This window comes from Vibrio sp. Vb1574 (assembly GCF_033338675.1).
The window spans coordinates 66,654-89,463 of the sequence record NZ_JAWOTC010000003.1 but is presented as its reverse complement, the minus strand read 5'-3'; the positions used below and the strand labels follow the sequence as shown (position 1 = coordinate 89,463).

The 22,810-nt window shown below is 43.5% G+C and carries 18 protein-coding genes; 12 read left to right on the top strand and 6 right to left on the bottom strand.

All coding sequences use genetic code 11. From position 1 onward, the window contains the following. Positions 1 to 87: 87 nt before the first annotated feature. Positions 88 to 1,905, bottom strand: coding sequence for a hybrid-cluster NAD(P)-dependent oxidoreductase (locus R7O12_RS03415; protein ID WP_318125618.1), 1,818 nt, complete (start codon positions 1,903 to 1,905; stop codon positions 88 to 90). Between the two features lie 267 nt (positions 1,906 to 2,172). Between R7O12_RS03415 and R7O12_RS03410 the strand changes: the two genes are divergently transcribed. Both R7O12_RS03410 and pyrC read left to right on the top strand, forming a co-directional pair. Further along, positions 2,173 to 2,337 carry a YqaE/Pmp3 family membrane protein gene (locus tag R7O12_RS03410; RefSeq protein WP_005375297.1) on the top strand — a complete coding sequence of 55 codons (165 nt, stop codon included), beginning with the start codon at positions 2,173 to 2,175 and terminating at the stop codon, positions 2,335 to 2,337. A 155-nt stretch (positions 2,338 to 2,492) separates the two neighbouring features. After that, complete coding sequence (pyrC, locus tag R7O12_RS03405) at positions 2,493 to 3,521, top strand: dihydroorotase (RefSeq protein ID WP_064369668.1); 1,029 nt, start codon at positions 2,493 to 2,495, stop codon at positions 3,519 to 3,521. Between the two features lie 95 nt (positions 3,522 to 3,616). Here the strand turns inward: pyrC and R7O12_RS03400 are convergent, their stop codons facing one another. Then, entirely contained in the window at positions 3,617 to 4,522 is a 906-nt protein-coding gene (locus R7O12_RS03400; RefSeq protein WP_025768513.1) for a DUF808 domain-containing protein, read from the bottom strand. A gap of 172 nt (positions 4,523 to 4,694) precedes the next feature. Between R7O12_RS03400 and R7O12_RS03395 the strand changes: the two genes are divergently transcribed. From R7O12_RS03395 to R7O12_RS03365, 7 genes are all read left to right on the top strand, one after another. Continuing rightward, positions 4,695 to 5,615 (top strand): M14 family metallocarboxypeptidase, encoded by a 921-nt coding sequence (locus R7O12_RS03395; RefSeq protein WP_151515377.1) that lies wholly within the window; start codon positions 4,695 to 4,697, stop codon positions 5,613 to 5,615. Positions 5,616 to 6,376: 761 nt separating this feature from the next. Then, on the top strand, positions 6,377 to 7,321 hold the full coding sequence (locus tag R7O12_RS03390) for an ABC transporter permease (protein ID WP_318125617.1): 945 nt from the start codon (positions 6,377 to 6,379) through the stop codon (positions 7,319 to 7,321). Beyond that, on the top strand, positions 7,318 to 8,271 hold the full coding sequence (locus R7O12_RS03385) for an iron chelate uptake ABC transporter family permease subunit (protein WP_104976461.1): 954 nt from the start codon (positions 7,318 to 7,320) through the stop codon (positions 8,269 to 8,271). The genes R7O12_RS03390 and R7O12_RS03385 overlap by 4 nt, the downstream gene beginning before the upstream one ends. A 53-nt stretch (positions 8,272 to 8,324) precedes the next feature. Next, on the top strand, positions 8,325 to 9,293 hold the full coding sequence (locus R7O12_RS03380; protein ID WP_104976460.1) for a siderophore ABC transporter substrate-binding protein: 969 nt from the start codon (positions 8,325 to 8,327) through the stop codon (positions 9,291 to 9,293). A gap of 94 nt (positions 9,294 to 9,387) precedes the next feature. Then, positions 9,388 to 11,568 (top strand): TonB-dependent receptor, encoded by a 2,181-nt coding sequence (locus tag R7O12_RS03375; RefSeq protein ID WP_085569339.1) that lies wholly within the window; start codon positions 9,388 to 9,390, stop codon positions 11,566 to 11,568. Positions 11,569 to 11,832: 264 nt separating this feature from the next. Then, positions 11,833 to 13,443 (top strand): ATP-binding cassette domain-containing protein, encoded by a 1,611-nt coding sequence (locus tag R7O12_RS03370; protein WP_258477464.1) that lies wholly within the window; start codon positions 11,833 to 11,835, stop codon positions 13,441 to 13,443. Beyond that, positions 13,440 to 15,131, top strand: a complete 1,692-nt coding sequence (locus R7O12_RS03365) for an ABC transporter ATP-binding protein (protein WP_033906768.1) — start codon at positions 13,440 to 13,442, stop codon at positions 15,129 to 15,131. The genes R7O12_RS03370 and R7O12_RS03365 overlap by 4 nt, the downstream gene beginning before the upstream one ends. A gap of 203 nt (positions 15,132 to 15,334) precedes the next feature. On the opposite strand, the gene R7O12_RS03360 is transcribed toward R7O12_RS03365, so the two are convergent. Continuing rightward, entirely contained in the window at positions 15,335 to 16,123 is a 789-nt protein-coding gene (locus tag R7O12_RS03360; RefSeq protein ID WP_047101782.1) for an AraC family transcriptional regulator, read from the bottom strand. A 98-nt stretch (positions 16,124 to 16,221) separates the two neighbouring features. Here R7O12_RS03360 and R7O12_RS03355 point away from each other — a divergent pair, with 98 nt between their 5' ends. The 3 genes from R7O12_RS03355 (at position 16,222) to R7O12_RS03345 (ending at position 18,175) form a co-directional block, all read left to right on the top strand. Next, entirely contained in the window at positions 16,222 to 17,127 is a 906-nt protein-coding gene (locus tag R7O12_RS03355; RefSeq protein WP_318125616.1) for a DMT family transporter, read from the top strand. Positions 17,128 to 17,272: 145 nt separating this feature from the next. Beyond that, positions 17,273 to 17,758: an acyl-CoA thioesterase gene (locus tag R7O12_RS03350; protein ID WP_151515372.1), complete on the top strand. Its 486-nt coding sequence runs from the start codon at positions 17,273 to 17,275 to the stop codon at positions 17,756 to 17,758. Between the two features lie 171 nt (positions 17,759 to 17,929). Further along, positions 17,930 to 18,175: a hypothetical protein gene (locus tag R7O12_RS03345; protein ID WP_005375277.1), complete on the top strand. Its 246-nt coding sequence runs from the start codon at positions 17,930 to 17,932 to the stop codon at positions 18,173 to 18,175. Between the two features lie 367 nt (positions 18,176 to 18,542). On the opposite strand, the gene malG is transcribed toward R7O12_RS03345, so the two are convergent. The 3 genes from malG to malE all read right to left on the bottom strand — a co-directional run bounded on the left by malG (position 18,543) and on the right by malE (position 22,278). Continuing rightward, a complete protein-coding gene (gene malG / locus R7O12_RS03340; protein ID WP_005375275.1) occupies positions 18,543 to 19,433 on the bottom strand; it encodes a maltose ABC transporter permease MalG in 891 nt (296 codons plus the stop codon). A gap of 12 nt (positions 19,434 to 19,445) precedes the next feature. Next, positions 19,446 to 21,020 (bottom strand): maltose ABC transporter permease MalF, encoded by a 1,575-nt coding sequence (malF, locus tag R7O12_RS03335; protein WP_005375273.1) that lies wholly within the window; start codon positions 21,018 to 21,020, stop codon positions 19,446 to 19,448. A gap of 79 nt (positions 21,021 to 21,099) precedes the next feature. After that, positions 21,100 to 22,278, bottom strand: coding sequence for a maltose/maltodextrin ABC transporter substrate-binding protein MalE (gene malE, locus R7O12_RS03330; RefSeq protein WP_005375272.1), 1,179 nt, complete (start codon positions 22,276 to 22,278; stop codon positions 21,100 to 21,102). Positions 22,279 to 22,810 lie beyond the last annotated feature (532 nt).

Here is a 22,810-nt window from a genome sequence, read left to right as displayed (position 1 = left end):
CTCTCTTTAAAACTCAAAACGCTGCTAAAAATAGCAGCGTTTTTTTGTCTAGGAACAGTTTTTGTCGAAGGACAAAATTGCTCTCGCCTAGTTGGTTACTGTTACGTCCGTCTCTGGCACAGCACAACACGCCAATACGGTTCCCATTGCACGTTCCTCATCTGTCAACGCAGGCACGTCCGGATGATGTACTTGACCCGACGTAAGCTGAACCTTACACGCGCCGCATAAGCCAGCACGACAGCTATTGCTAACAACCTTCCCTACGTCTTCAAGCTGATCTAACAACGTTTTCTGATTATTCCCTACAACTTTCGTCCCATTGAAATCGATCGCTATGCTCTTCTCTGGTCTTGAAGTGACTGAAGATACGCCAAACGCTTCTTGATGGTAGTTTTCTTCTGGCAGCCCTTTTCTTAGCAGGAGATTTTTCGCTTTCTCCATAAAACCATCAGGACCACACACAAACACTTGGCGCTGTTCAACATCTTTGATTTGCTTAATGTGTGACAAACTTAAACGCCCTTTCAAACCAAACCAATCAACAGCAGGTTGCGTTAAACAGACTTTTACTTCTAGCCCTGGGTGCTCACGCTTTAACTGCTCCAACTCTGAGCGACAAGGAATATCATTCTCGGTGCGACATTGATGGTAGAAAACCACATTATCCAACTGATTGTGATCCGCTAAGTAACGCACCATTGATAACATTGGTGTTACTCCGCTACCCGCAGAGAGTAACAGCAGAGGCTGCGCTTCATGCGTTTTAAGGTGGAACTGACCGTCAGGTTGTTCTGCCTCTAAAACATCACCGACTTGTAAGTTGTCTAAGAGTGAGTTAGAGACTCTTCCACCCGCGATACGCTTTACAGAAATAGCATAACGACCCGGGCGAGAAGGACTGGATGATAAGGTATAGCGTCGACCCACTTTCTTACCATCAATATTCACCTCTATTGGCAGGTGTTGTCCTGGCAAGTAATTAGGCAACGAGCCTTTGTTTGGCTCTAACCATAAGGTCACAAAGTCTTGGGCAATTTCTTCACGCTCAACACATGTAAGCTTCATGCGCACTGGCGAGTTATCTGCGTAAAACTCCGGCTCTTTGTACTCCAATACTTCAACTTTATCGCCTTGACGAATAATGCCTTCATTTCGCGCGACAAGATTCTGGCCAAAGAACACACCACCGACATCGTTTGCACGGAACTGTTGCAAGGTTTTGAGCGGCTCTTTGCTCTCACGGAATGTGCCTCTTTGGGTATTCACCGTAGTCAGGATACAGCGCTCGCAAGGTTTGAGAGACTCAAACTCTACCTCACCGATTCGTATGCGCTTCCATGAATCTTCTTCAAATGGTTTAGTATCAGAGACAACTAAGTTAGTACGAAACTGATCCATTGAGTGTAGTTCTGAACTTCTTCGGTTCAGCTCATCAAGTGAAGCTTGGCTGATCACTAAAACCGGATAACCATCAGCAAAACTGACGTTTTGACCTAGCTTTTCACGGACACGATTCGATTGCTCACCACTAAACAACAACTCAACGCGCTGCCCCAAAACACGACTAAACCAGTCATCTGCATCATCTGTCGTGGTATAGGCAGTAAATGTATCTTTCCAAACCGTTGCAGGTGTCTCCTGCATTTTGAAATCTTGGTAACGGATTTTAAGTGGCTCCATACCCAAACTACTAAACACCACTCCATCGGACAATAGGGCAGACTTAATGGTTACCATTTGCGGATACTTTCGCGCAGTGATCATCGAGCCATCAGCTTTCGCAATCATAAAGCGACGATCGAAGCTCAATCCTTGCTTCTCAACCCATACGGACGACAGCGATAATCCGCCAACTGACTTAACCGGAAAAACATTAATTTGGGATAAAACGGGTTGCGACATGGCCTTCTTCCTACGGGTGTTTTTTATTTGTTGCGGTATTGTATACTCAAATCACATTAAGTTGCAGAGTCTACTGCCTCTTCATCCATCGCAACTTTCTCGAAACCATATTCTTATAAATTTGGTTTTAGTGACAAGTATTTACTACACTCAATATTCGCGTTTTTTAACACCGTTTTGACCAAATACCGTTTGATAAAGTGTGATACGACACACATAATTCACCCAAGTTATCACTACTCCCATTTATCGATTTGGAGCTTAATTATGGATACAAGAAAACTGGTTCTGATTTTGTTATGTATCTTTCTTCCGCCTGTCGCGGTGTTTATGGAGAAAGGTCTAAATAAAGACTTTTTGATTAATCTAATATTGACGTGTTTCTTCTTTCTACCAGGTACGATCCACGCGCTTTGGTTAACAATGAAGTAACCACTTACACTCTCACTCTTTATAAAATTGAAAAATGGGATGAAATATGAGGGCAATTCCTCTATCATCCTGTCGCCTAAGCGCAAGCGTTTGCTCAAAAGCAAATACGGCGCTTAGGCTCCAATCAGACAACTTTTCAATGGTGGGAGCAATTAATGACAACACTGACTATCACTCGTCCTGACGACTGGCACGTTCACTTACGCGATGGGGAAGTTCTTAAAGACACCGTTCGCGACATCAGCCGCTACAATGGCCGTGCGCTGATTATGCCAAATACCGTCCCACCTGTTACTACAACTGAGCTCGCCCTAGCCTACCGTGACCGAATTATTAAAGAGCAACATGGCGAACAGTTTGAGCCTTTAATGGCGCTTTACCTTACAGATAACACGACACCAGACGAAATACGTAAGGCTAAAGCCACCGGAAACATTGTTGCTGCCAAGCTTTATCCTGCAGGCGCTACCACAAACTCAGATTCCGGTGTGACCAATGCGAAGAACATTTATCACGTTTTAGAAGCGATGGAAGAAGTCGGAATGTTACTTCTGGTTCATGGCGAAGTAACACATCACGATGTTGATATCTTCGACCGAGAGAAAGAATTCCTTGATACTGTCCTCGCTCCTATCGTCAATGACTTCCCTAATCTTAAAATCGTTCTAGAACATATCACCACCGCCGACGCAGCAAACTTCGTTAACAACGCCTCAGACAACGTAGCGGCTACCATCACTGCCCACCACCTTCTTTTCAACCGTAACCACATGCTTGTGGGTGGTATTAAACCTCATTTCTACTGTTTGCCAATTCTTAAGCGCGGAACCCACCAGCAAGCGCTGATCGAAGCAGCAACTAGTGGTAGCAAGAAGTTTTTCCTAGGTACAGACTCAGCGCCACATGCGAAAGGGGCAAAAGAATCGGCTTGCGGTTGTGCTGGTTCTTACACTGCACACGCAGCGCTAGAGCTTTATGCAGAAGTCTTCGAAAAAGAAGACAAGTTGGAAAACTTGGAAGCTTTCGCAAGCTTCAACGGTCCTGATTTTTACGGCATTGCACGTAACACAGATACGGTAACGTTAGAAAAATCCGCTTGGGATGTGCCAGAAACGATGCCATTTGGCAATGATATCGTTGTGCCTATTCGAGCAAATGAACAGATCGAGTGGAAAGTGAAGTAAGTACTTTACTGACATTTCACCTATAAAACAGGGTCATGCTTTTTGTAAAAAGAAGTCATGACCCTTGTTATTATCGTCTCATGTTTTAGATGTGATTATTGACCACGAAGCTTTTCAACCATCGTCCATACCGCAACCACAACCAACCCCGCCACAAAGCCGATAATACCGTTCAATAAAATAGGCAAAATGGCTGTAGCAACCGAATGACCACTAAAGTTCATAATAATCGGCTCTACAAAGTGATGAATGGCTGGCACGTTGTGCACCACAATTCCTCCACCCACCAAAAACATCGCAGCAGTTCCTACAATGGTTAACAACTTCATCAACTTTGGTGCAAAAGCGACCAAGGCCCCTCCGACTTTCGCCACCCAACCTTTACCGTTTGAGCGACTTTCAAGGTAAAGGCCTAAATCATCTAGCTTCACAATCCCAGCGACTAGTCCATAAACTCCAACCGTCATAATCACTGCAATTAAACTGACAACTAAAATTTGCGTAACAAGACTGGCTCCTGTCACGGTACCTAACGCAATCACGATGATTTCTGCTGAAAGGATAAAGTCTGTCCGAATCGCACCAGAAACTTTACGCTTTTCATACTCTTCTATCGACTCGCCAGTATTAACTAGCTCATCTTCTTCTTCGTGCGGATGCGAGTGAGGAAACACTTTCTCAAGTACTTTCTCTGCCCCTTCAAAGCAGAGAAATAAGCCGCCAATTAGCAATAATGGCATGATAAGCCATGGAATAATCGCGCTAATAAGCAAAGCTGAAGGAACTAAAATCAATTTATTTTTGAATGAGCCCTTTGCAACCGCCCAAACCACTGGAATCTCTCGCTCAGATGCAACACCAGACACTTGTTGAGCGTTTAACGCTAGATCATCTCCCAATACACCTGCGGTTTTCTTTGCCGCCATTTTTGACATTAAGGCGACATCATCAAGCACCGTGGCAATATCATCCAACAGTGTGAGTAAACTTGCTCCAGCCATTTTTTGTCTCTTATATGAAATTGAGTAAGTAACAAAATGTAACACCAATGAATCACTCATCAAAGTGATGATTTTGCAAAGAGTACCACCCCAAATGGTGTTTTATATTGCCGTAAAGATAAGACAGGTCTAGTCTTGTGATACCTTTCAGCAGTCAAAAGAAAAAGTATAGATGAAAAGTGGATACATTTACCCGATCGGTACTCCTGGCCAACCTTGGACCGAAGAAGAACGTAAAGCTTGGTTAGCAACGCAAGAAGTAAAACGTAGCTACCAAGATGAAGTCGTCAGTAAAATCGATGCCCTACGCGGGCATTTTGATGTTGAACAATATGGTGCGCTCTCATACAACGAGGCACGCTTCCCTCTGTTTTGTATCAAAACACGCAATTGGGATTCAACTAAACCTGTTGTGTTGGTCACAGGCGGCGTGCACGGTTACGAAACCAGCGGTGTACATGGCGCATTAAAGTTTGTAGAAACGGAAGCAGAGCGCTATGCAGAGCATTTCAATATTGTCGTTGCCCCCTGCGTAAGCCCTTGGGGTTACGAGGTGATCAACCGCTGGAATCCAAACGCGATTGATCCAAACCGCTCTTTCTATAAGGATAGTCCTGTCGAAGAATCCGCTAACCTCATGAAGCTCGTTGCAACTTTAGGCGATGTGTTAATGCACATTGATCTACATGAAACGACAGATTCTGACGAAACTGAGTTCCGTCCAGCCTTAGCTGCTCGTGATGGTATTGAGTACATTGAAGGTATGATCCCAGATGGCTTTTACACGGTGGGAGATAGTGAAAACCCTCAGCCTGACTTCCAAAAAGCGGTCATTGAGTCAGTTGCAAAAGTGACTCACATTGCACCAGCAGATGAAAACGGCGAAATCATTGGTTCACCCGTCGTACAGTTTGGCGTTATCAACTACCCAATGGTAAAACTGGGCCTGTGTGGCGGCGTAACAAATTGCGTTTACGGCACGACAACGGAAGTGTACCCAGACAGCCCAACGGTGACCGACGAAGAATGCAACGATGCACAGGTTGCAGCCGTAGTTGGTGGTTTGAATTACGTACTAAGTAAGCTCGAATAACACAGGTTAACAATAAAGCAACTGACGATGTCTTTGAATTGTGAATCAGCTTTACTTTGCTCCAAAAGCAAGTTGAGACATTAATCCGCTAGTTTATTAGAAATTACCGCATTAACATCGCTAACACTGAAGATGCGAAGCATCACGACTTTATGACGCTATTTTAATGCGGTATCTAATAAATCCTAAAATACAAACGACATCTAGACATCATCGTCACTACTAACTCCTCTTCCTGAACAAACTATCGTCATACCATTTAAATCAAACCTCAACCAACGAGCTTCTGAAGCGAAAAACATCCTTAAACAATAAGAAAGCTTAATGCTCTTTGGCTTTATTTTTTAATCACTTACCCAAAAGCACATGCATTAGCCATTGCCTTGTTTTTTATACGCGATTGATCCTTTTAGAGAAACATATATGAGCCTCATTGCTTAACCGAAAAAACAAAGATATAATGAAAATAATTATCATTTGTATTTTAATTTTAAATCGAGAACCTCTTTCTCTTTGCATTGAAAGCGGCACTTTTCTTTTGCTAGTTAATCCAGTTTTAAAGCCAAATCAGCACGTTGAATTTTTAGGTATGGCCTAGTGATACTTTGAGGGCTGGATTGTGACCTTAATGTTTATAAAAAATAACTTGGTTATGTTTTGTTGGAATTTAGAACCTATATGCGAATAGATATTCATTATTCGTATTCCATCCCCAAGTCATAAGTTAAGAGAAACTCATTTTATTTTGGGGCAGATTCTGTATGAGTATTCACGTAGTAAGCCTGTTTTTTATACTGTGCTTAACTTCAATTTTCGTCGGCGCAAACCAACTAGATTGGTCGTTATTGCTGACCATGGATGACAAAGCTTGGCTACCGATTACTGCTAGCAGATTACCAAGGCTAATCGCACTAATTCTTACCGGATCTGGTCTCGCAATATGTGGTGTTATTCTTCAACATATTGTTAGAAATCGTTTTGTTGAGCCGGGCACCACAGGCGGTATCGATGCGGCAAAGCTCGGTATTTTGGTATCTATCGTCATGCTTCCATCCTCAGACAAGCTTGAACGTATGCTCTTCGCCGTACTATTTTGCTTCGCCGCTGGCCTTATCTACATTGCCATCGTACGAAAAATTAAATTCAGTAACTCTGCGTTAATACCTGTGATTGGGCTTATTTTTGGTAGTGTACTAAGTGCTATAGCGGAGTTTTATGCTTATCAAAACAACATCTTACAGAGTATGTCCGGTTGGTTAATGGGAGATTTCTCCAAAGTGGTCCAAGAACACTATGAAATAATTTTCTTGATTTTACCCATCACCCTACTGACTTACTTATATGCACATAAGTTTACTGTGATGGGAATGGGCGAAGATGTTGCGTCCAACTTAGGAATTAATATTGCGTTCACTGCCGCCTTGGGTCTAATGCTAGTTTCCGTGACAGTTGCTATAACAGTGGTGACCGTAGGTGCCATTCATTTTATCGGTTTAGTCATACCTAACCTAGTCGCACTAAAATATGGCGATCACCTTAAAAACACCCTACCAATCGTTGCACTAGGCGGCGCTTCGTTACTTATTTTTTGCGATGTCATAGGCAGAGTTGTTGCCTTTCCTTTTGAAGTCCCAATTGGATTAACAGCCAGTGCTATCGGGGGAGTCATGTTTCTTGTGTTTCTTTTGAAAGGAGCACGAGTATGAGATCACATTACTCAAACATGCGAGTGAGCATTATACTCGTTTGCATGCTGTCTATCGCCTTTATCTTTACAAGCTCTGGGTGGGATTTTGATTACGTCATCCCTAAGAGGCTGATTAAACTTGGTGCCATAGTTATTGGGGGCAGCTGCGTGGCCATCTCTGCTGTTATTTTCCAAGCTTTAGCTGGTAATCGTATTCTTACGCCATCCATTATGGGATATGAGTCGGTTTATCTGGTTTGGCAAACCCTACTCTTATTACTAGGGGGCACTTCTGGCATTGCTACATTAGGTGTTGTCGGTAATTTCGCTGTCTCTGCAATACTCATTCTGTTGTATTCCTTAACGATTCAATCTTGGGTACTCAATAGATTTAAACATGACATGCACCAAGTTCTGCTGATTGGCTTTGTTTTGACAATGGTGCTGACAACTCTTGCTCAATTTATCCAGCTCAGAATAAGCCCTGGAGAATTCTCTATCCTTCAAGGGCTCAGCTATACCTCGTTTGAGCGAGCGAAACCTTCTACGTTACTTTTTTCCAGTATTGCGTTAAGCGTTTTGGCACTCTTTGCTAACAGATGGTCACGCGAGCTAGATGTGATAGGTCTAGGTCGAGACCAAGCGATGTCATTAGGACTAAATGATAAGCAATATGTACCAAAGTTCTTTGCTGTAATCGCCATTTTAGTAGCAATTTCGACGAGCTTGATTGGCCCAACGGCTTTTATGGGAATTTTTATTGCCAATATTGCTTATTCCGTTACTAGCGCACCGAACTACAGACACATATTGCTCGTTGCTTGTGCTATTGCAATTGTCATGTTCTTGTCTGGTCAACTTCTGGTAGAGCACTTATTTAACTTTAAAACCACCGTCTCTATTTTGGTGAATGTCCTTTGTGGGGGATATTTCCTAGCCATCACGATAAGAACAAGAAGCCACATATGAAAACTGTTACTCGCCTGTTTAAAGACAACTCACTGACAAAAAGGAAATACCCCATGTTTAAGAGCCCCCTACGTTTGAGTATCGCGCTTGCTTGCTGCGCTCTAGGAACCTTATCAGGTTGCGAGCCGGAAATAATTAAAATTGAAGATACTCAGCCATTAGAAAAGCTCATCGTGATTGAACACAATCTCGGAGCAACTACTATTTCTCATCGCCCTCAACGAGTGGCAGCATTAGATATGAACGAAGTGGACTTTTTAGATCAGCTAAATGTTCCAATCTCAGGAATGGTGAAAGACTTTGTTCCTCACTTTCTAGCGAAATACAAAGACACACCTGAGATAGCGGATCTTGGTGCGATAGTTCAGCCTAATATGGAAAGGATCTATGCCCTAAAACCAGATCTCGTATTGATGACTCCGCTACATGCTAATCAGTATGAAGAACTCTCTCAACTCGCTCCGACTTTACATTTTGACATCAACTACCGTAATAGTCGTGACCATCACGTCGATACCATTAAGAAACACCTTGTAGAGCTTGGTGAGATCTTTGAAAAGCAGGAGCTAGCCCAACAGAAAGTTGCCGAAATCGATGCAAAAGTCGCAGAAGTGCGCGCTGTTACGAAAGAGCGTTCTGAAAAAGCTTTGGTTGTCATGCATAACAATGGTGCTTTCAGCTCATTTGGCGTTGAGTCTCGTTATGGCTTCGTTTTCGATGTTCTGGGGGTAAAACCAGCGAGTGAAAAAGTGGAGACAGGTTTGCATGGTCAGCCAATTTCTAGCGAGTTCATTAGCCAAGCTGATCCAGACATTCTTTACATCATTGATCGAACAGCAGTAATGGAAGGAAAGCCTGTCATTGATGCGGAACACTTAGCAAACCCACTACTCCGTCAAACCAAAGCATGGAAAAACGACAACGTCGTTTTTGTTGATGCCGATGCTTGGTACATCACTTCAGCAAGCATCACATCTCTGAAAATCATAATTGAAGACATCCTAAAAGGTTACCAAAGCTAAATCTAATAACAATGAGTTGGATCTTAAGTAATTCAACACTCAATCGACGTCAGAACGGATGTGAGCTAGCCCAAACAAAGAAAAGGAATCTATAATGACTCATGACTATCATCAGATAGCGATGGACTCTTCACAGAAAAACAAACCAAGCCCATGTCATATCGCCCTCTTTATTTCACTTCAATTTAGTACTTTTGTCGTACCAATTAGTATCGCTCAAGCTGAAGAAGTCGTAGATGAATCAATGACAGTTTATGGTGAAGCAAACAGAGTTTATGCCGCTGGCAAAGTTTCTCACGCGAGTAATATAGGAATGCTTGGCGACAAAAACTTCATGGAAACGCCTTTCAATACGATTGGATACACAGAAAAACACATTCAAGACCAACAAGCACGCGATATCTCAGATGTAATCTCAGCTTCTGATCCCTCTGTTTTCACCAGCGGTGAAACCGGCTTAAACAAAGAAAGTTTCAAAATAAGAGGTTTCAACTCAGACATTAGCGACGTTATGTTTAATGGATTGTATGGTATCGCTCCTTATTACCGAACCTCTCCTGAAATGTATCAACGTATTGATGTACTTAAAGGTCCTGCTTCTTTGCTCAACGGTATGCCACCGAATGGATCTGTTGGTGGCACCATCAACTTAGTGACAAAAAGAGCACAAGAAACACCAATCACATCTTTCACCGGCAGCTACTTATCGGACACTCAATTCGGAGGACATATCGATATTGGACGTCGCTTTGGTACAAATGAAGAATTTGGTATTCGTTTCAACGGTGCATTTAAAGATGGAGACACCGCGATAAACAACCAAAGCAACAAAACTCAACTTGCATCATTAAGCCTTGATTGGCGTAATGACATTGCTTTCCTTGAAGCAGATTTTTACTACAGTACAGAGCGAGTTGAAGGTGCAAACCGTGGGTTAAGCATCGCTTCTGGTCTCAAAATCCCATCACCTCCTCCATCTGACACATTATTGACGCCAAGTTGGGCCTACAATGATAGCGAAGATAAAGGGATGATGATTCGCGGGGAGCTAAGCGTTAGTGACTCTGTAACTGTATACAGCGCATTGGGTGGTAGCCGTACAGATTTTCATTCAAATGTACCGCAACGAATCAAAATCATCGATAACGAGGGTAACCTAGAGGTATCTCTCGGATCAGTTAAGCTTGAGAACAAACGGACTTCAGGTGAGATAGGTGTTCGTAGCAACTTTGACACTGGCCCAGTAGAACACCACCTTGTACTGAATAGTACTTACTTTAGAGAAGATAAAAATGATTCTCCAACAGGTAATAATAATCCAGCCCCTTGGAACTCGAATATTTATGATCCTGTTTGGGGACCAGAAAATTCAGTTTACGACAACTACTATGGTTTACCTATCGATTCAACTCAGGTCAGCTATGGCATTGCCGATACGTTATCTTTTGTTGATGGGAAATACCAAATCACGCTCGGCTTGCGTTACCAGAGCATTGATTATGAATCTGGAATAATAATGAACGGAATGTCGCTTCCTACCACCAAGTTTAAGGAAAGTACTTACACTCCCGCACTTGCAGCATTATACAAAGTTTCGAGCTCAGTTTCGCTTTATGGTAACTACACCGAAGGCTTAACGAATGGGAAAACAGCAGGCTCTAGCGCTGCAAACGCAGGAGAGGCTTTTGAACCCCAAAAAACCAAACAGACTGAAGCAGGCGTGAAGCTTGACCTGGACGGCTTTGCTCATACGTTCAGTTTATTTGAGATTAAAAAGCCAAATGGGTACCAAGATCCGGATACCAACATTTTTTCTTTCGGTGGTGAACAGCGCAATCGCGGTATTGAATGGGGGTTCTACGGCACACTATCAAAGGACTATACACTCATCGGTGGTATCGCCTATACAGATGCAGAGATTACAAAAGCAACAGATGTGACAGAGGAGGGGAAACAAGCAACTAAGCTACCCGATTTACAAGCTAAACTCGCATTAGAATGGAACCTCCCTGCGATGCGTGATCTCACGCTTATCGGCCAAGCGAACTATATGTCTGAACAATACATTGATGCACAAAACACTCAGGCATTACCTGCACAGACTATTCTTGATCTTGGCGCACGCTACAACTCAAAAATTGCTGAAACAAGCGTGGTTTGGCGCCTTAGCGTAAACAATGTACTGGATGAAGATTACTGGACAACCACCCACTATGCGGACCTAGCTCTTGGCGCACCACGTACAGTGATGCTGTCAGCTACTGCGGATTTCTAATCCCTCCACCTCCCCTTTAGCCTGCCTTCTAAGGGGGACTTACTCCCATTTGGCTGTTCATGAAAATTCACAACAAATCAAAGGAAGTACTCATCTTCAACATTCAAGCAGACAAAGAGCTCGCAACACCTACGGCCAAAGTTAATTCAAAACATAATCCATCAACGTCCACTTCCATAGGCTTTATATGAAAAACGATAAGAGCTCAATATGCTCTACCACGTTCTCCTTATTTTCGCTTGATAGGCTAGATAAGGTGACAATATGATAAGTAAAATCAGCCAACATTACGTTACGCCTAGCTTAATGCCAGCCTTAAAGCCATCGATTAAGAAGCTTGCTTTGGGAACGTTTTGTGAAGCACTTGCCGCTGTGGCAAAAGTTGGTGCACTGCTATGCTTGATAAACCTTATCGATAAATTTGCAAACCAATGGATTTACGGTGCCATAGGACTTTGGGCGGCTAGCGCACTTGCCTCATCAGTGGGCTCGTGGTTAGTTCATGATGCCGAGTCGCAGTTTTCCACTCGATTACGTCGCCAAGTTGCTCAGCACTTGACGCGCTTGCCAAGCAAGACCATCTCTCAATATGGTGATAATCAACTGCGTCGCATAGTTTCCGAAGACATCAGCACGCTTCACCACATGGTTGCGCATTTGCCTTCAGAACTCGTGACATTCATTGTCGTACCCGCAACTTCTATTTTTATCATGTTGAATCTCACAGGTCCGGTAGCGATGCTTACTCTGCTCCCTGGTCTAATTGCATCATTGTACTACCTACTCTTTTTACCTAGGTTCGCCGCTAAACATGGCAAAGAGCGCATGACAATAATGGGTGATATCGTTACCGCAGTAAACGACTACACAAAAGGTATCCGAGTAAATCGAATTTACGGCACGCAAGCAGGAGCACTCGACAGCTATAATGATGCCACAAGACGCTTTACTCACGGCATAGTGAAATGGGTTGGTAGCGTTGCCCTTCCAGCAGCAATTGCTACCGCATTACTTCAAGCGGTTTCGACTTTCGCAATGGCCTATACCATTGGCTATGAATTAAGTCCCGTGGCAATGGCGTCGCTATTCTTTTTTGGTTTGGCCGTCGTATCACCCGCACTGAAGCTTGGCCATGGATTGGACTACGTTAACGCAGGAAAGAATGCTGCAAAGAACATCAGCGACTTTTTACAGCAACCACAAATAGAAAGTGGCAGTTTGAGCGCGGGAGAAAAACCGCTATCACTACAAGCATCAAATATCGTAGTGGCTAATGGAACTGTTAATATTATTGATAACTTCTCCCACTACTTCCCACGGGGTTCATTTACAGCCATCATGGGGCCTAGCGGAGCAGGCAAAAGTACGTTACTACGTCTATTAGCAGGTCAAGAAACACCTCTTTCAGGCTTCGTTACCTTAGGAGGCAATCAACTGTCTAAACTCTCTGAGATATCCCGATACTCCGCCATACGCTATGTGCCCCAAGATATCGGTGTACTCAAAACTACCATTAGGCAGAATTTGAAACTATCAACGCCAAGTTCAAGTGACGACGAGCTGAACCAAGCTTTGCAACAAGCTCAATTAAAGATTGACCTCAATTCTGATGCAAGCGTGCTTTCAGGAGGCGAGCAACAACGTGTCGCAATAGCTAACACATTTCTAACTCAAGCCAACGTTCTATTACTGGATGAACCAACCAGTGCTCTCGATAAAAATACGGCCTTCACTGTGATCAGAAATCTCGCGAAGTTTGCGAAAACACAAGACAAGATATTGATCATAATTACTCACGACTCAGAACTCGCGAAACTTGCAGACACTACATTGATGCTCAACAGAAAGGCTCAACGACAGGATGAAGAAGTATGACGGCTCACAATACCCTCTATTCCAATTCGACAATTCCACAAAGTGCAAAGCACCGTCTATATCGAGTCGCTATAGGTTGGGGACTAGTTGCATTATTTGAGGCAACGGCTTACACATTTCTTGCAATATCTATTGTCGAACAAGCTTCACCATTGAACGTCATAATAGCTGCTGTTCTAACTGTGATAGTTACCGTTATTGTAACTCGTTCTGGATTTCTCTCTGGTGCGAAACTGGCTGGGGATCTTTATTCATCAGTAGGTCATTCGCTCAGTAAAGCAAAGTTAGCTTGGTTTAATGATCAGCATAGAACTCAGCTCACTCAACTAGCAGAACGAGGAATACCTGGCTTTATGGCCATTCCTGCTCATCAGCTACAAACATTTTTACACGCTCCAATGTTACCCATATTTTTAATTATCGGTATTGGGGTCGTTGGAGGAGGTGAAATTGCACTACTCAGTGCCGTATTGTTACTAGTTGCACTGCTCGTTCAGTACAAGGCGCAAAGATACCTAAGTCGCTCAGATAGCGACCGACATGACGCAGAGCTTCAAGCGACTAAATCAACACTTGAGCTCATAGATCACCTTGAGTTACTTCGCTCAACAGCGGGGCCTGAGCGCTCAATCGAGCGTATTGAACAGAGTTGGCACGCACAAGAAGAAGCTCATTCAACTATTAATCGTAACGCTTCTATCGCAACCTTAGTATCAGGATTGGCAACGATTTTACCCCTTGCAGGTATCGCCATCTATCTCGTCTTAGAGCCGATTACTCAACCCTTATTAGTCTTGGCTTTATTGATATTGATTACCCGTGCAGCTGCACCTTTGGGTGAACTCGCGTTGGCAGGCTTTGCGATTAACGACGTAAAATCCTCAATTAAAAATTACGCTCAGTTAACGAATGTCCCTGTTCTGCCTGAGCCTAATCCTCAATTTGCAACCTCCCCCAAAAACCATAAGTTCGAACTGAACCTTGTGGGCCATTTAGATCTCTTTGAAGATGCTAGCACGGAGATCAAACAAGGTGATACCGTCGTCATCAATGGAGTCAGTGGCAGTGGCAAAAGCACTTTACTGGGCCTGTTTCTAAGGTTTGATGATCCTGACCAAGGTCTTATTTCGCTCGGAGGGATAGATCTAAAGAATATCCCTTATGACGTGCTCACCCAGCATATAGCCTATGTTGCTCAAGAACCGGTCATTTTTACTGGCACATTGGCGGATAACATTCGGTTAGGTAATCCCAATGCAAGTGATTATGAAGTTGAGAGCTTTGCAAGACACGCACAATTGGACAAACTTATTGACTCATCTCCTAAAGGAATACATCAAACAGTAGGACAAAGAGGCTCAGGGTTGTCAGGAGGTGAAAGACAGAGAGTCGCAATTGCGCGAGCTCTCATTAAAAAGGCGCCAATCCTCATTTTCGACGAAGCGACGGCAGCATTAGACGAAGCAACCGAAAAAAGTATTGCTCAACATATTCAAACATTGAACTCGACCGTGATTATTGTGACGCATCGCGATCAGAATATATGGTCACCCACATTGGAACTCACGATTGAGGGTAGAAGAGTTATAGTTGCACAGTACAACTCTACTTCCTTGAAAAGTAGGGACAAATTGGCGGCTGAAGAAACTAATAACAATCAATACTTAAATCTAAGCGGTGTCAATTGAGTTTTTTGTCATTTTAGCACATTGTATCATCTAAAGAATCTTACAGGCATGTTGTAAAGCAATAATAATAAAGCGAATTCTCAAGGTTATAATTCTGACTCAATCTGACACAAGATAGACGTAAGTCTTTCCAATACCATCAGCTTTTCGAGTCGGTCATCATACAGCGCATTGTCAATTTTTTTAAAATAGACTCTACACTTTTACAACAATCGATTCTTGTATTGCTCCGGTGTCATGCCGGAGTATTTCTTGAACATCGCGATAAAAGGGCTAGCTTGGTTATAACCTAACGTCAGAGCGACTTCTTTTACGGTCTGCCCTTTACGCAGCAACTCCATAGAATGTAAATATCGCACACGTAAGCGCCACTCAGTAAAGCTCATGCCCAACTCACTCTGGCAATGTCTCGCTAACGTGCGTTCTGTGGTATGCACTTTTGCCGCCCACTCCGCCAAACTGATCTCATCCGTCGGCGATTCTTCTACTGCTTTTAAAATCGGTTCAAGATACTTATTGTCGGTAGTCGGTAAAAAGTGATGTTCGACTTCTTGCTTTGCAAGCTGGTCCAATAACACTTGTACCAAGCGCTTGTCTTCATCAGTTTGCGCCACGTTAATGTCTCGCTGACGAAAGTCCTCAATAATAGATGACACGATTGGAGTCACTTTGATCAAGCTCGTTTTAGTTGGAAAATGCGCCGTCAATTCAGGGGCAATGTTCAAAGAACAATATTCGATTGGCTTACGGTTGTAGCTAGTGTGACGAACTCCGGCGGGAACCCAAATAGCAAGATGTGGAGGTGCTAGAAATCTTGTGTCTTCTGCATCCATCTCCAGAATCCCACCGCTGATCAGTTGCACTTGCCCCCAAGGGTGGCTATGAATTCGTGTTTCTGTATTAGAGAGAAACGCTTCGAAATTCATAAATACATCTGATGGCGCACGATCGATTGATAAGGAGGGGTGAAGATTTCTGGCGCTCTTTTTCAAAATTGTCTTCCTATCGCTTACGATGTCTTTTAAGAGATACTTTTTATTATAAAGACCTGCCAGACTAGCGCCATCAATAATTGTGCTATAGGGTTCTCATGATTTATTTACTTCCGTTTTTCACCGTTATGATTTGGGGTGGTAACTCAATAGTGAACAAGATGGCTGCGAGCGCCATTGAACCAAGTGCGATGAGTTTCTACCGTTGGTTTGTCGCAATGGTACTCCTAACGCCATTTTGCCTGCCTGCAATCATCAAACAACGACACATTATTCGACCTTACTTAGCTAAGTTGGCGTTTCTTGCGTTACTTGGTATGGTTCTCAACCAGTCACTTGGATACTATGCCGGTTTAACAACAACGGCCTCTAATATGGCCCTGATCACCTCTTTAGTTCCTTTGCTCAGTGTGTTTTTAAGTGTCCCATTGCTCGGTAAATCTATATCAATGTTAAGTATCGTCGGTGGTGTCATTTCGCTCGGCGGCTTGGCACTTATGCTTGGTCACGGTGATATCACTTACTTTTTACATCAAGACTTAACGCAAGGTGACAGCTTAATGCTCGTTGCTGCCATGGTATACGCGGCTTATTGTGTTCTGCTAAAACGCTGGAAAATGCCATTCAGTAGTTTGACTCTGGTTTACATGCAGGGCTTCTTTTCTGTTTTGATGCTCACACCACTTTGGCTCTCTAGTGAACAACTGTTACCAAGCCAAGACGCGCTACCATTAATCGCTTATGCTGGTATTGCTGCTTCCATTTTCGCGCCGCTGATGTGGGTAAAAGCGATTGATTCAATTGGTGCTGATTCAAGTGCTATGTTCATGAACCTAATGCCTGTGGTTTCCGTCATACTTGCTTCAACACTAATTGGTGAGAAAATTTACGCTTACCATATTATTGGTGGGTTGTTAGTCATCTCTGGCGTTATCCTGTCGCAAATAAAAGTAAGACAGAGAGAACTATTGTCCAATTCTGAGATTGCCTCTACCGCCAATTAACATCTACACCTCAAGCCACAGAACTACGCTGTGGCTTGTCACTTCCAGCGTTCGAATAAAAGTTAATATTTTGTTTCATTCGCTATTCCCGAAAATTCATCTTGCTGCTAAATTGGGAAAACAATAACCCATCAAGGAAAGACAGATGAGCAGTGGTCAAAGAGACATTACCCTTCGCTTTTTAGCAGAACCCAGCGACGTAAATTTTGGCGGAAAAGTGCACGGCGGCGCCGTAATGAAATGGATCGACTTGGCAGCGTACGCCTGTTCTGCAGCGTGGAGTGGTAAATATTGCATTACCGTATATGCTGGCGGCATTCGGTTTGTTGCTCCGATTCATGTCGGCAACTTAGTCGAAGTTAGCGCGAAAGTCATTTATACCGGACGAAGCTCAATGCACATTGCGATTGACGTGCAAGCTAGTGATCCAAAGCAAATGAAAAACAGACTCACCACTCACTGTATCGTTATCATGGTTGCTGTAGATGAAAACGGAAAACCAACCGATGTACCGAAATGGATTCCAGAGTCAGATGAAGACAAAGCCTTAGAGCAATCCGCTATCCGTCTTATGAACATGCGTAAAGAGATTGGGGAAGAAATGGAAGCACACGTTAAATATCTCAAGTAACTGGCATCCGTTAAGAACGCTATTAAGTACCTCAACGTTACCCAGACCCAGAGTGTGGAGCAACATCATGGTTTTGCCATTTGTTTCACGCTCGCCCTTCTCTGTCATAAATCCTTCACCTAGCTTTGCTTAAATCCATCCATTATTTTAGAGTTGGATAGAGTTTGGATCTTGAGACTAAAAGAAACGACCTTAAGTGAAGAGACGTTGACCAATTTAAAAGCGGTCGAGTACCAGTGGGTGAGAACCATGTACGTCGAGGGGTATAACGAAACAGAAATTAATCATTACATTCAAACTTGCTTTGGCGGTGACGTTACCTTTGCTAATCTATTTCGTCGCGTCGCACTGCAGCAAGAAAGTTTGTACACGCTGCTTCAATACGTTGGATGCGCACCTTCCAGCCGAGAGTTTTAATCTCTTCCTTCCCTACCTCAATTTAGCTTTTTACTAAGCTCTAGTTATTTATGTGAAGTGCTACGCAGGGCATTATTCAAGCCCTGTGTAATCCATTGCAAAGCCGCTAATCTCTATCTACTTATTGCAAAATTGCCTTTAACAGGCATAAAAAAACCTGAGTCTAAACTCAGGTTATGGTTACAAAAACTGTTAGTGATTGAATCGTAAGGAACTAAGCTAACAGCCAGCTATGCGTAACGCCAATAAAAGCCAAGATATTACTGATCGGCGGCCAAACCAAAATTGTAATATCCGTGCTAAGTATAAGGGCGACCATGTGGTCGCCCTTTTCTAGTTATTCTTATCAATCTCAGACCACAAGAGATTATCCTTTTACACCGCCAGCGGTTAGACCACCAACCAACCAGCGCTGCGCAAGTAAGAATACGGCAGTGATTGGCACTGCTGAAAGTACAGCAGCTGCGGCAAAGTCACCCCACAAGTAGTTTTGTGGATATAGGTATTGCTGCATACCCACTGCAAGTGTGTACGAGTCTACATCAGAAAGCAGTAGTGACGCTACAGGAACTTCACCAATTACCATGATGAACGACAATATGAAGACTACCGCTAGGATTGGCACAGACAGTGGCAGCAATACCAAACGGAATGCTTGCCATGGTGTAGCACCATCAAGAGCCGCTGCTTCTTCTAGAGACGAGTCAATACTTTCGAAGTAGCCTTTAATGGTCCAAACGTGCAGTGCGATACCGCCTAAGTAAGCGAAGATCAGACCGCCATGCGTGTTCAGACCAAGGAAAGGAATGTACTGACCCAGTTTGTCGAACAACGCGTACAGAGCAACCAGTGCCAACACCGCAGGGAACATCTGGAAGATCATCATCGCTTTAAGAATGGTGTTCTTACCTTTGAACTTCATACGAGCAAACGCGTAAGCCGATGTGGTTGATAGCGCCACGATTAGGATTGCAGAAATACCACCCACTTTTACCGAGTTCCACAACCATGTCATTACTGGGAATGGTGGCGGTGTAACTGTACCGTCTGGATTAGTCACCGAGAAACCTAATGCCAATTTCCAGTGATCAAGTGTTGGGTTGTCTGGGATCAGGCTACCCGTTGCAAAGTTACCTTCACGGAATGAAATCGCGATGATCATCAGTAAAGGGAAAATAATCAGTGCCAAGAATGCCCACATTGCAATATGAGTAGCCCAAACACGATACTTTAATGACTTACCTTGTACCATTGCCATTGTAATTTCTCCTTAGTCCTGAGCTACTTTAGTTACGCGTAGGTTGATAAGTGCCAATGCGCCAACCAATAGGAAGATAAGCGTTGCTACTGCACTTGCTAGACCGAAGTCTTGACCACCAGCACCTTCGAATGCGATTCGGTAGGTGTAACTTACTAGCAGGTCGGTGTAACCCGCAGGCTCTGATGTACCAATCATGTTTGGACCACCGCCAGTCAACAACTGGATAAGTACGAAGTTGTTGAAGTTAAATGCAAAACTCGCGATCAACAATGGTGTTAACGGCTTCAACATCATTGGTAGTGTGATACGTGTGAAGTTCGTGACAAAGTTCGCACCATCAATTGCTGATGCTTCATATAAATCGTCTGGAATCGCTTTTAGTAAGCCCATACACAAAATCATCATGTAAGGGAAACCAAGCCAAGTGTTCACAATTAAGATCATGGTTTTCGCCATGAACGGGTCAGAGAACCAAGCCGGGCTAATTCCGAATAAGCCTTCCAACAACATGTTGATCTCACCAAAGCTTTGGTTAAACAAACCTTTAAAGATCAAGATAGAAATAAACGCCGGAACTGCATAAGGCAGGATTAGCAACAAACGGTAAACTGAGCGACCTTTAAGTGCTTCCCACTGAACCACACTGGCAAGGACAAGACCAATAACAAGCGTAAACAATACGGTTAGCGCAGAGAAAACAATGGTCCAGATAAAGATACTGATAAACGGCTCTTTGATACCATCATCTTTCCAAACACGCTCAAAGTTGTGGGTACCAATGTTCACCACGAAACCTGGTGACACTGTGCTGCCAACAAATTGACCGTTTTCATCGACAGGCTGGTAGTAACCTACTTCCATATTTGGACGTAGCGTTTCTTCAGTCCGGTTGTTGTAAAGCGTTTCACCATCTTCTTGTAATGTGTACAAAGGCACAACTGCAGCAAATTTGCGCAGCCCACTCATACGGATATCATCACCGCTTGGCAAATGTAAATCGACACTGCTCAACGCACTGCGGTTCTTAACAATCGCCTTGATTGATTCTTTTTCACCCGTCACTTCTTCAATTGGTGAAAGATCAAACTCCGATGCTGAAAGGTTATCAAGCTGAAAAGTCGGGCTTGCAAGTAGCTCACCATCTTTTTCAACCACAAGTTGATGGCCTTGCTCCGTTTTATACAAAGTGAACGGGTAGCTATCACCACTTTGGTAAGTTCGGTCCAAAAGTACGTTCTGAGCGCGATCAAAAGAGAGTTGGTTCTTCGCGCTATAGTTGGTAAACGCCAAACCTATGGTGTACGCCAAAGGAAAAAGAATGAAAAGGATCATCCCTGCTATACCAGGGTAGATGTAACGGTGTGCGTACGTCTTTTTGCTACCAAAGATGAACAACGCTAAAGCGGTAAGAATGAGCGTAAGTAGTGCAAACGCAATCTCACCGCGAGAATACATAAGGATTGTTGCGTAGCCATTGATGATGCCGACTGTGCCTAAAAGTGACCATTTCATGAACACTTTTTTGCTGCTCGGAAGGCTGGCTTCTGGTGCTGTCATAGCATTTGTACCTTGAACTGACTGCATAGGGAACCTGCTAGCGAATATAGAATAAATATAGAAAAGTAAGGAGGAGTTGCCTCCTCCTTAAAAAGGTCTTACTTAATTATTTAGTCATTTGTTTTTCTGCATCTGCAAGAGCTGCATCGACAGTTTGACGACCGTCAACTACGTTGATGATTGCGTTCTTAGCCGCACCCCAGAATGCGTTCATTTGAGGGATATTTGGCATGATTTCGCCGTTCATCGCATTGTCCATTGTTGCTGCGATACGAGTATCTGAATCAAGCTCACGTTGGAACGAGTTAAGTGCTACCGCACCTAGAGGCTTATCGTTGTTAACCATACGTAGGCCATCGTTTGTTAGTAGGTAGTTCTCAATGAACTCAACTGCTAGGTCTTTGTTTGGAGACGCAGTGCTGATACCAGCCGTTAGAACACCAACGAATGGCTTAGAAGATTGACCTTGGAACTTAGGTAGCGTAGTCACGCCGTAGTTAACGCCAGACTTCTCAATGTTGCCCCAAGACCATGGACCGTTAATCGTCATCGCTGTTTTGCCTTGGTTGAACGCAGACTCAGACACGGAGTAATCCATATCCGCAGAGATTACGCCTTTATCAACTAAGCCTTTTACGAAGCTCATTGCGTCTTTAACGCCTTCTTTCGCGATACCAGCGTCTTTAACATCGTAACCTTCAGAAGTGTATTTGAACGCGTAGCCGCCATCAGCCGCCATTAATGGCCAAGTGAAGTACGGTTCTTTTAGGTTCCACATGATTGCAGACTTGCCGTCTTTTTTAAGTTTTGCATCTAATGCTGCAACCTCTTCCCAAGACTTTGGTGGGTTTGGAACTAGGTCTTTGTTGTAGATTAGAGATAGAGACTCAACCGCAACTGGATAGCCGATCAATTTGCCGTCGTAACGTACTGCATCCCAAGCGAAATCAACGATACCTTCTTGAATATTCTTAGAAGGTTTAATTTCTGCTAGCAGGCCAGCTTCTGCGTAACCACCGAAACGGTCGTGAGCCCAGAATACGATATCAGGACCGTCGCCAGTCGCTGCAGTTTGAGGGAATTTGTCTTGAAGGCCATCTGGGTGAGCCACAGTCACTTTAATGCCTGTGTCTTCTTCAAATTTCTTACCAACTTCAGCAAGGCCGTTGTAGCCTTTATCACCGTTGATCCAGATAGTAAGTTGTCCTTCTTCGATGGCAGCATTAGCACCAAAAGAACCCAAAGCAACAAGAGTACCTAGTGCTACAGCGCTTAACTTTTTCATGTTCGTATCCTTTTTATATTTTTGATGTAGGGCTAGTCCATTGAGGTTCAGCCGTATTTCGACATATATCATCTGAAATAATCCAATATGTCTCATCCTCCTAATCCCTACGCCCTTACAATTATGACGTATTTTCGTGATCTAAATCGCCAAGGGTAAGAGACTCAAATCACAAAATGGATAGTTCCTGTGATCGGTTTCAACTTTAGGTGGTGCAATAATGTGATTTCCGACCAACTGCTTTCTTCCTCCTCCTTTTTTACTCCTCCCTTTCTACTCCCCCTACAATTATTTCTATTAGGAGGATGTCGCACTACGCACAATCTTAGAAACTGCAGTCATCCAAGAGTGGATGGTAAGAACCCTTTCCCAGCAGTGCCTACGTATTAGGAAAAAGATTTGCTGGTTTTGCATTGCCAGACGAGTGGAATGTCATTATTAGTGTTGTTTGTGGTAATTATTTCACGGGGGAGACAATACGAATAATGTGGGGGAGAGAAACTCGTACTTGGCTATGATGGGTAGCACTTCT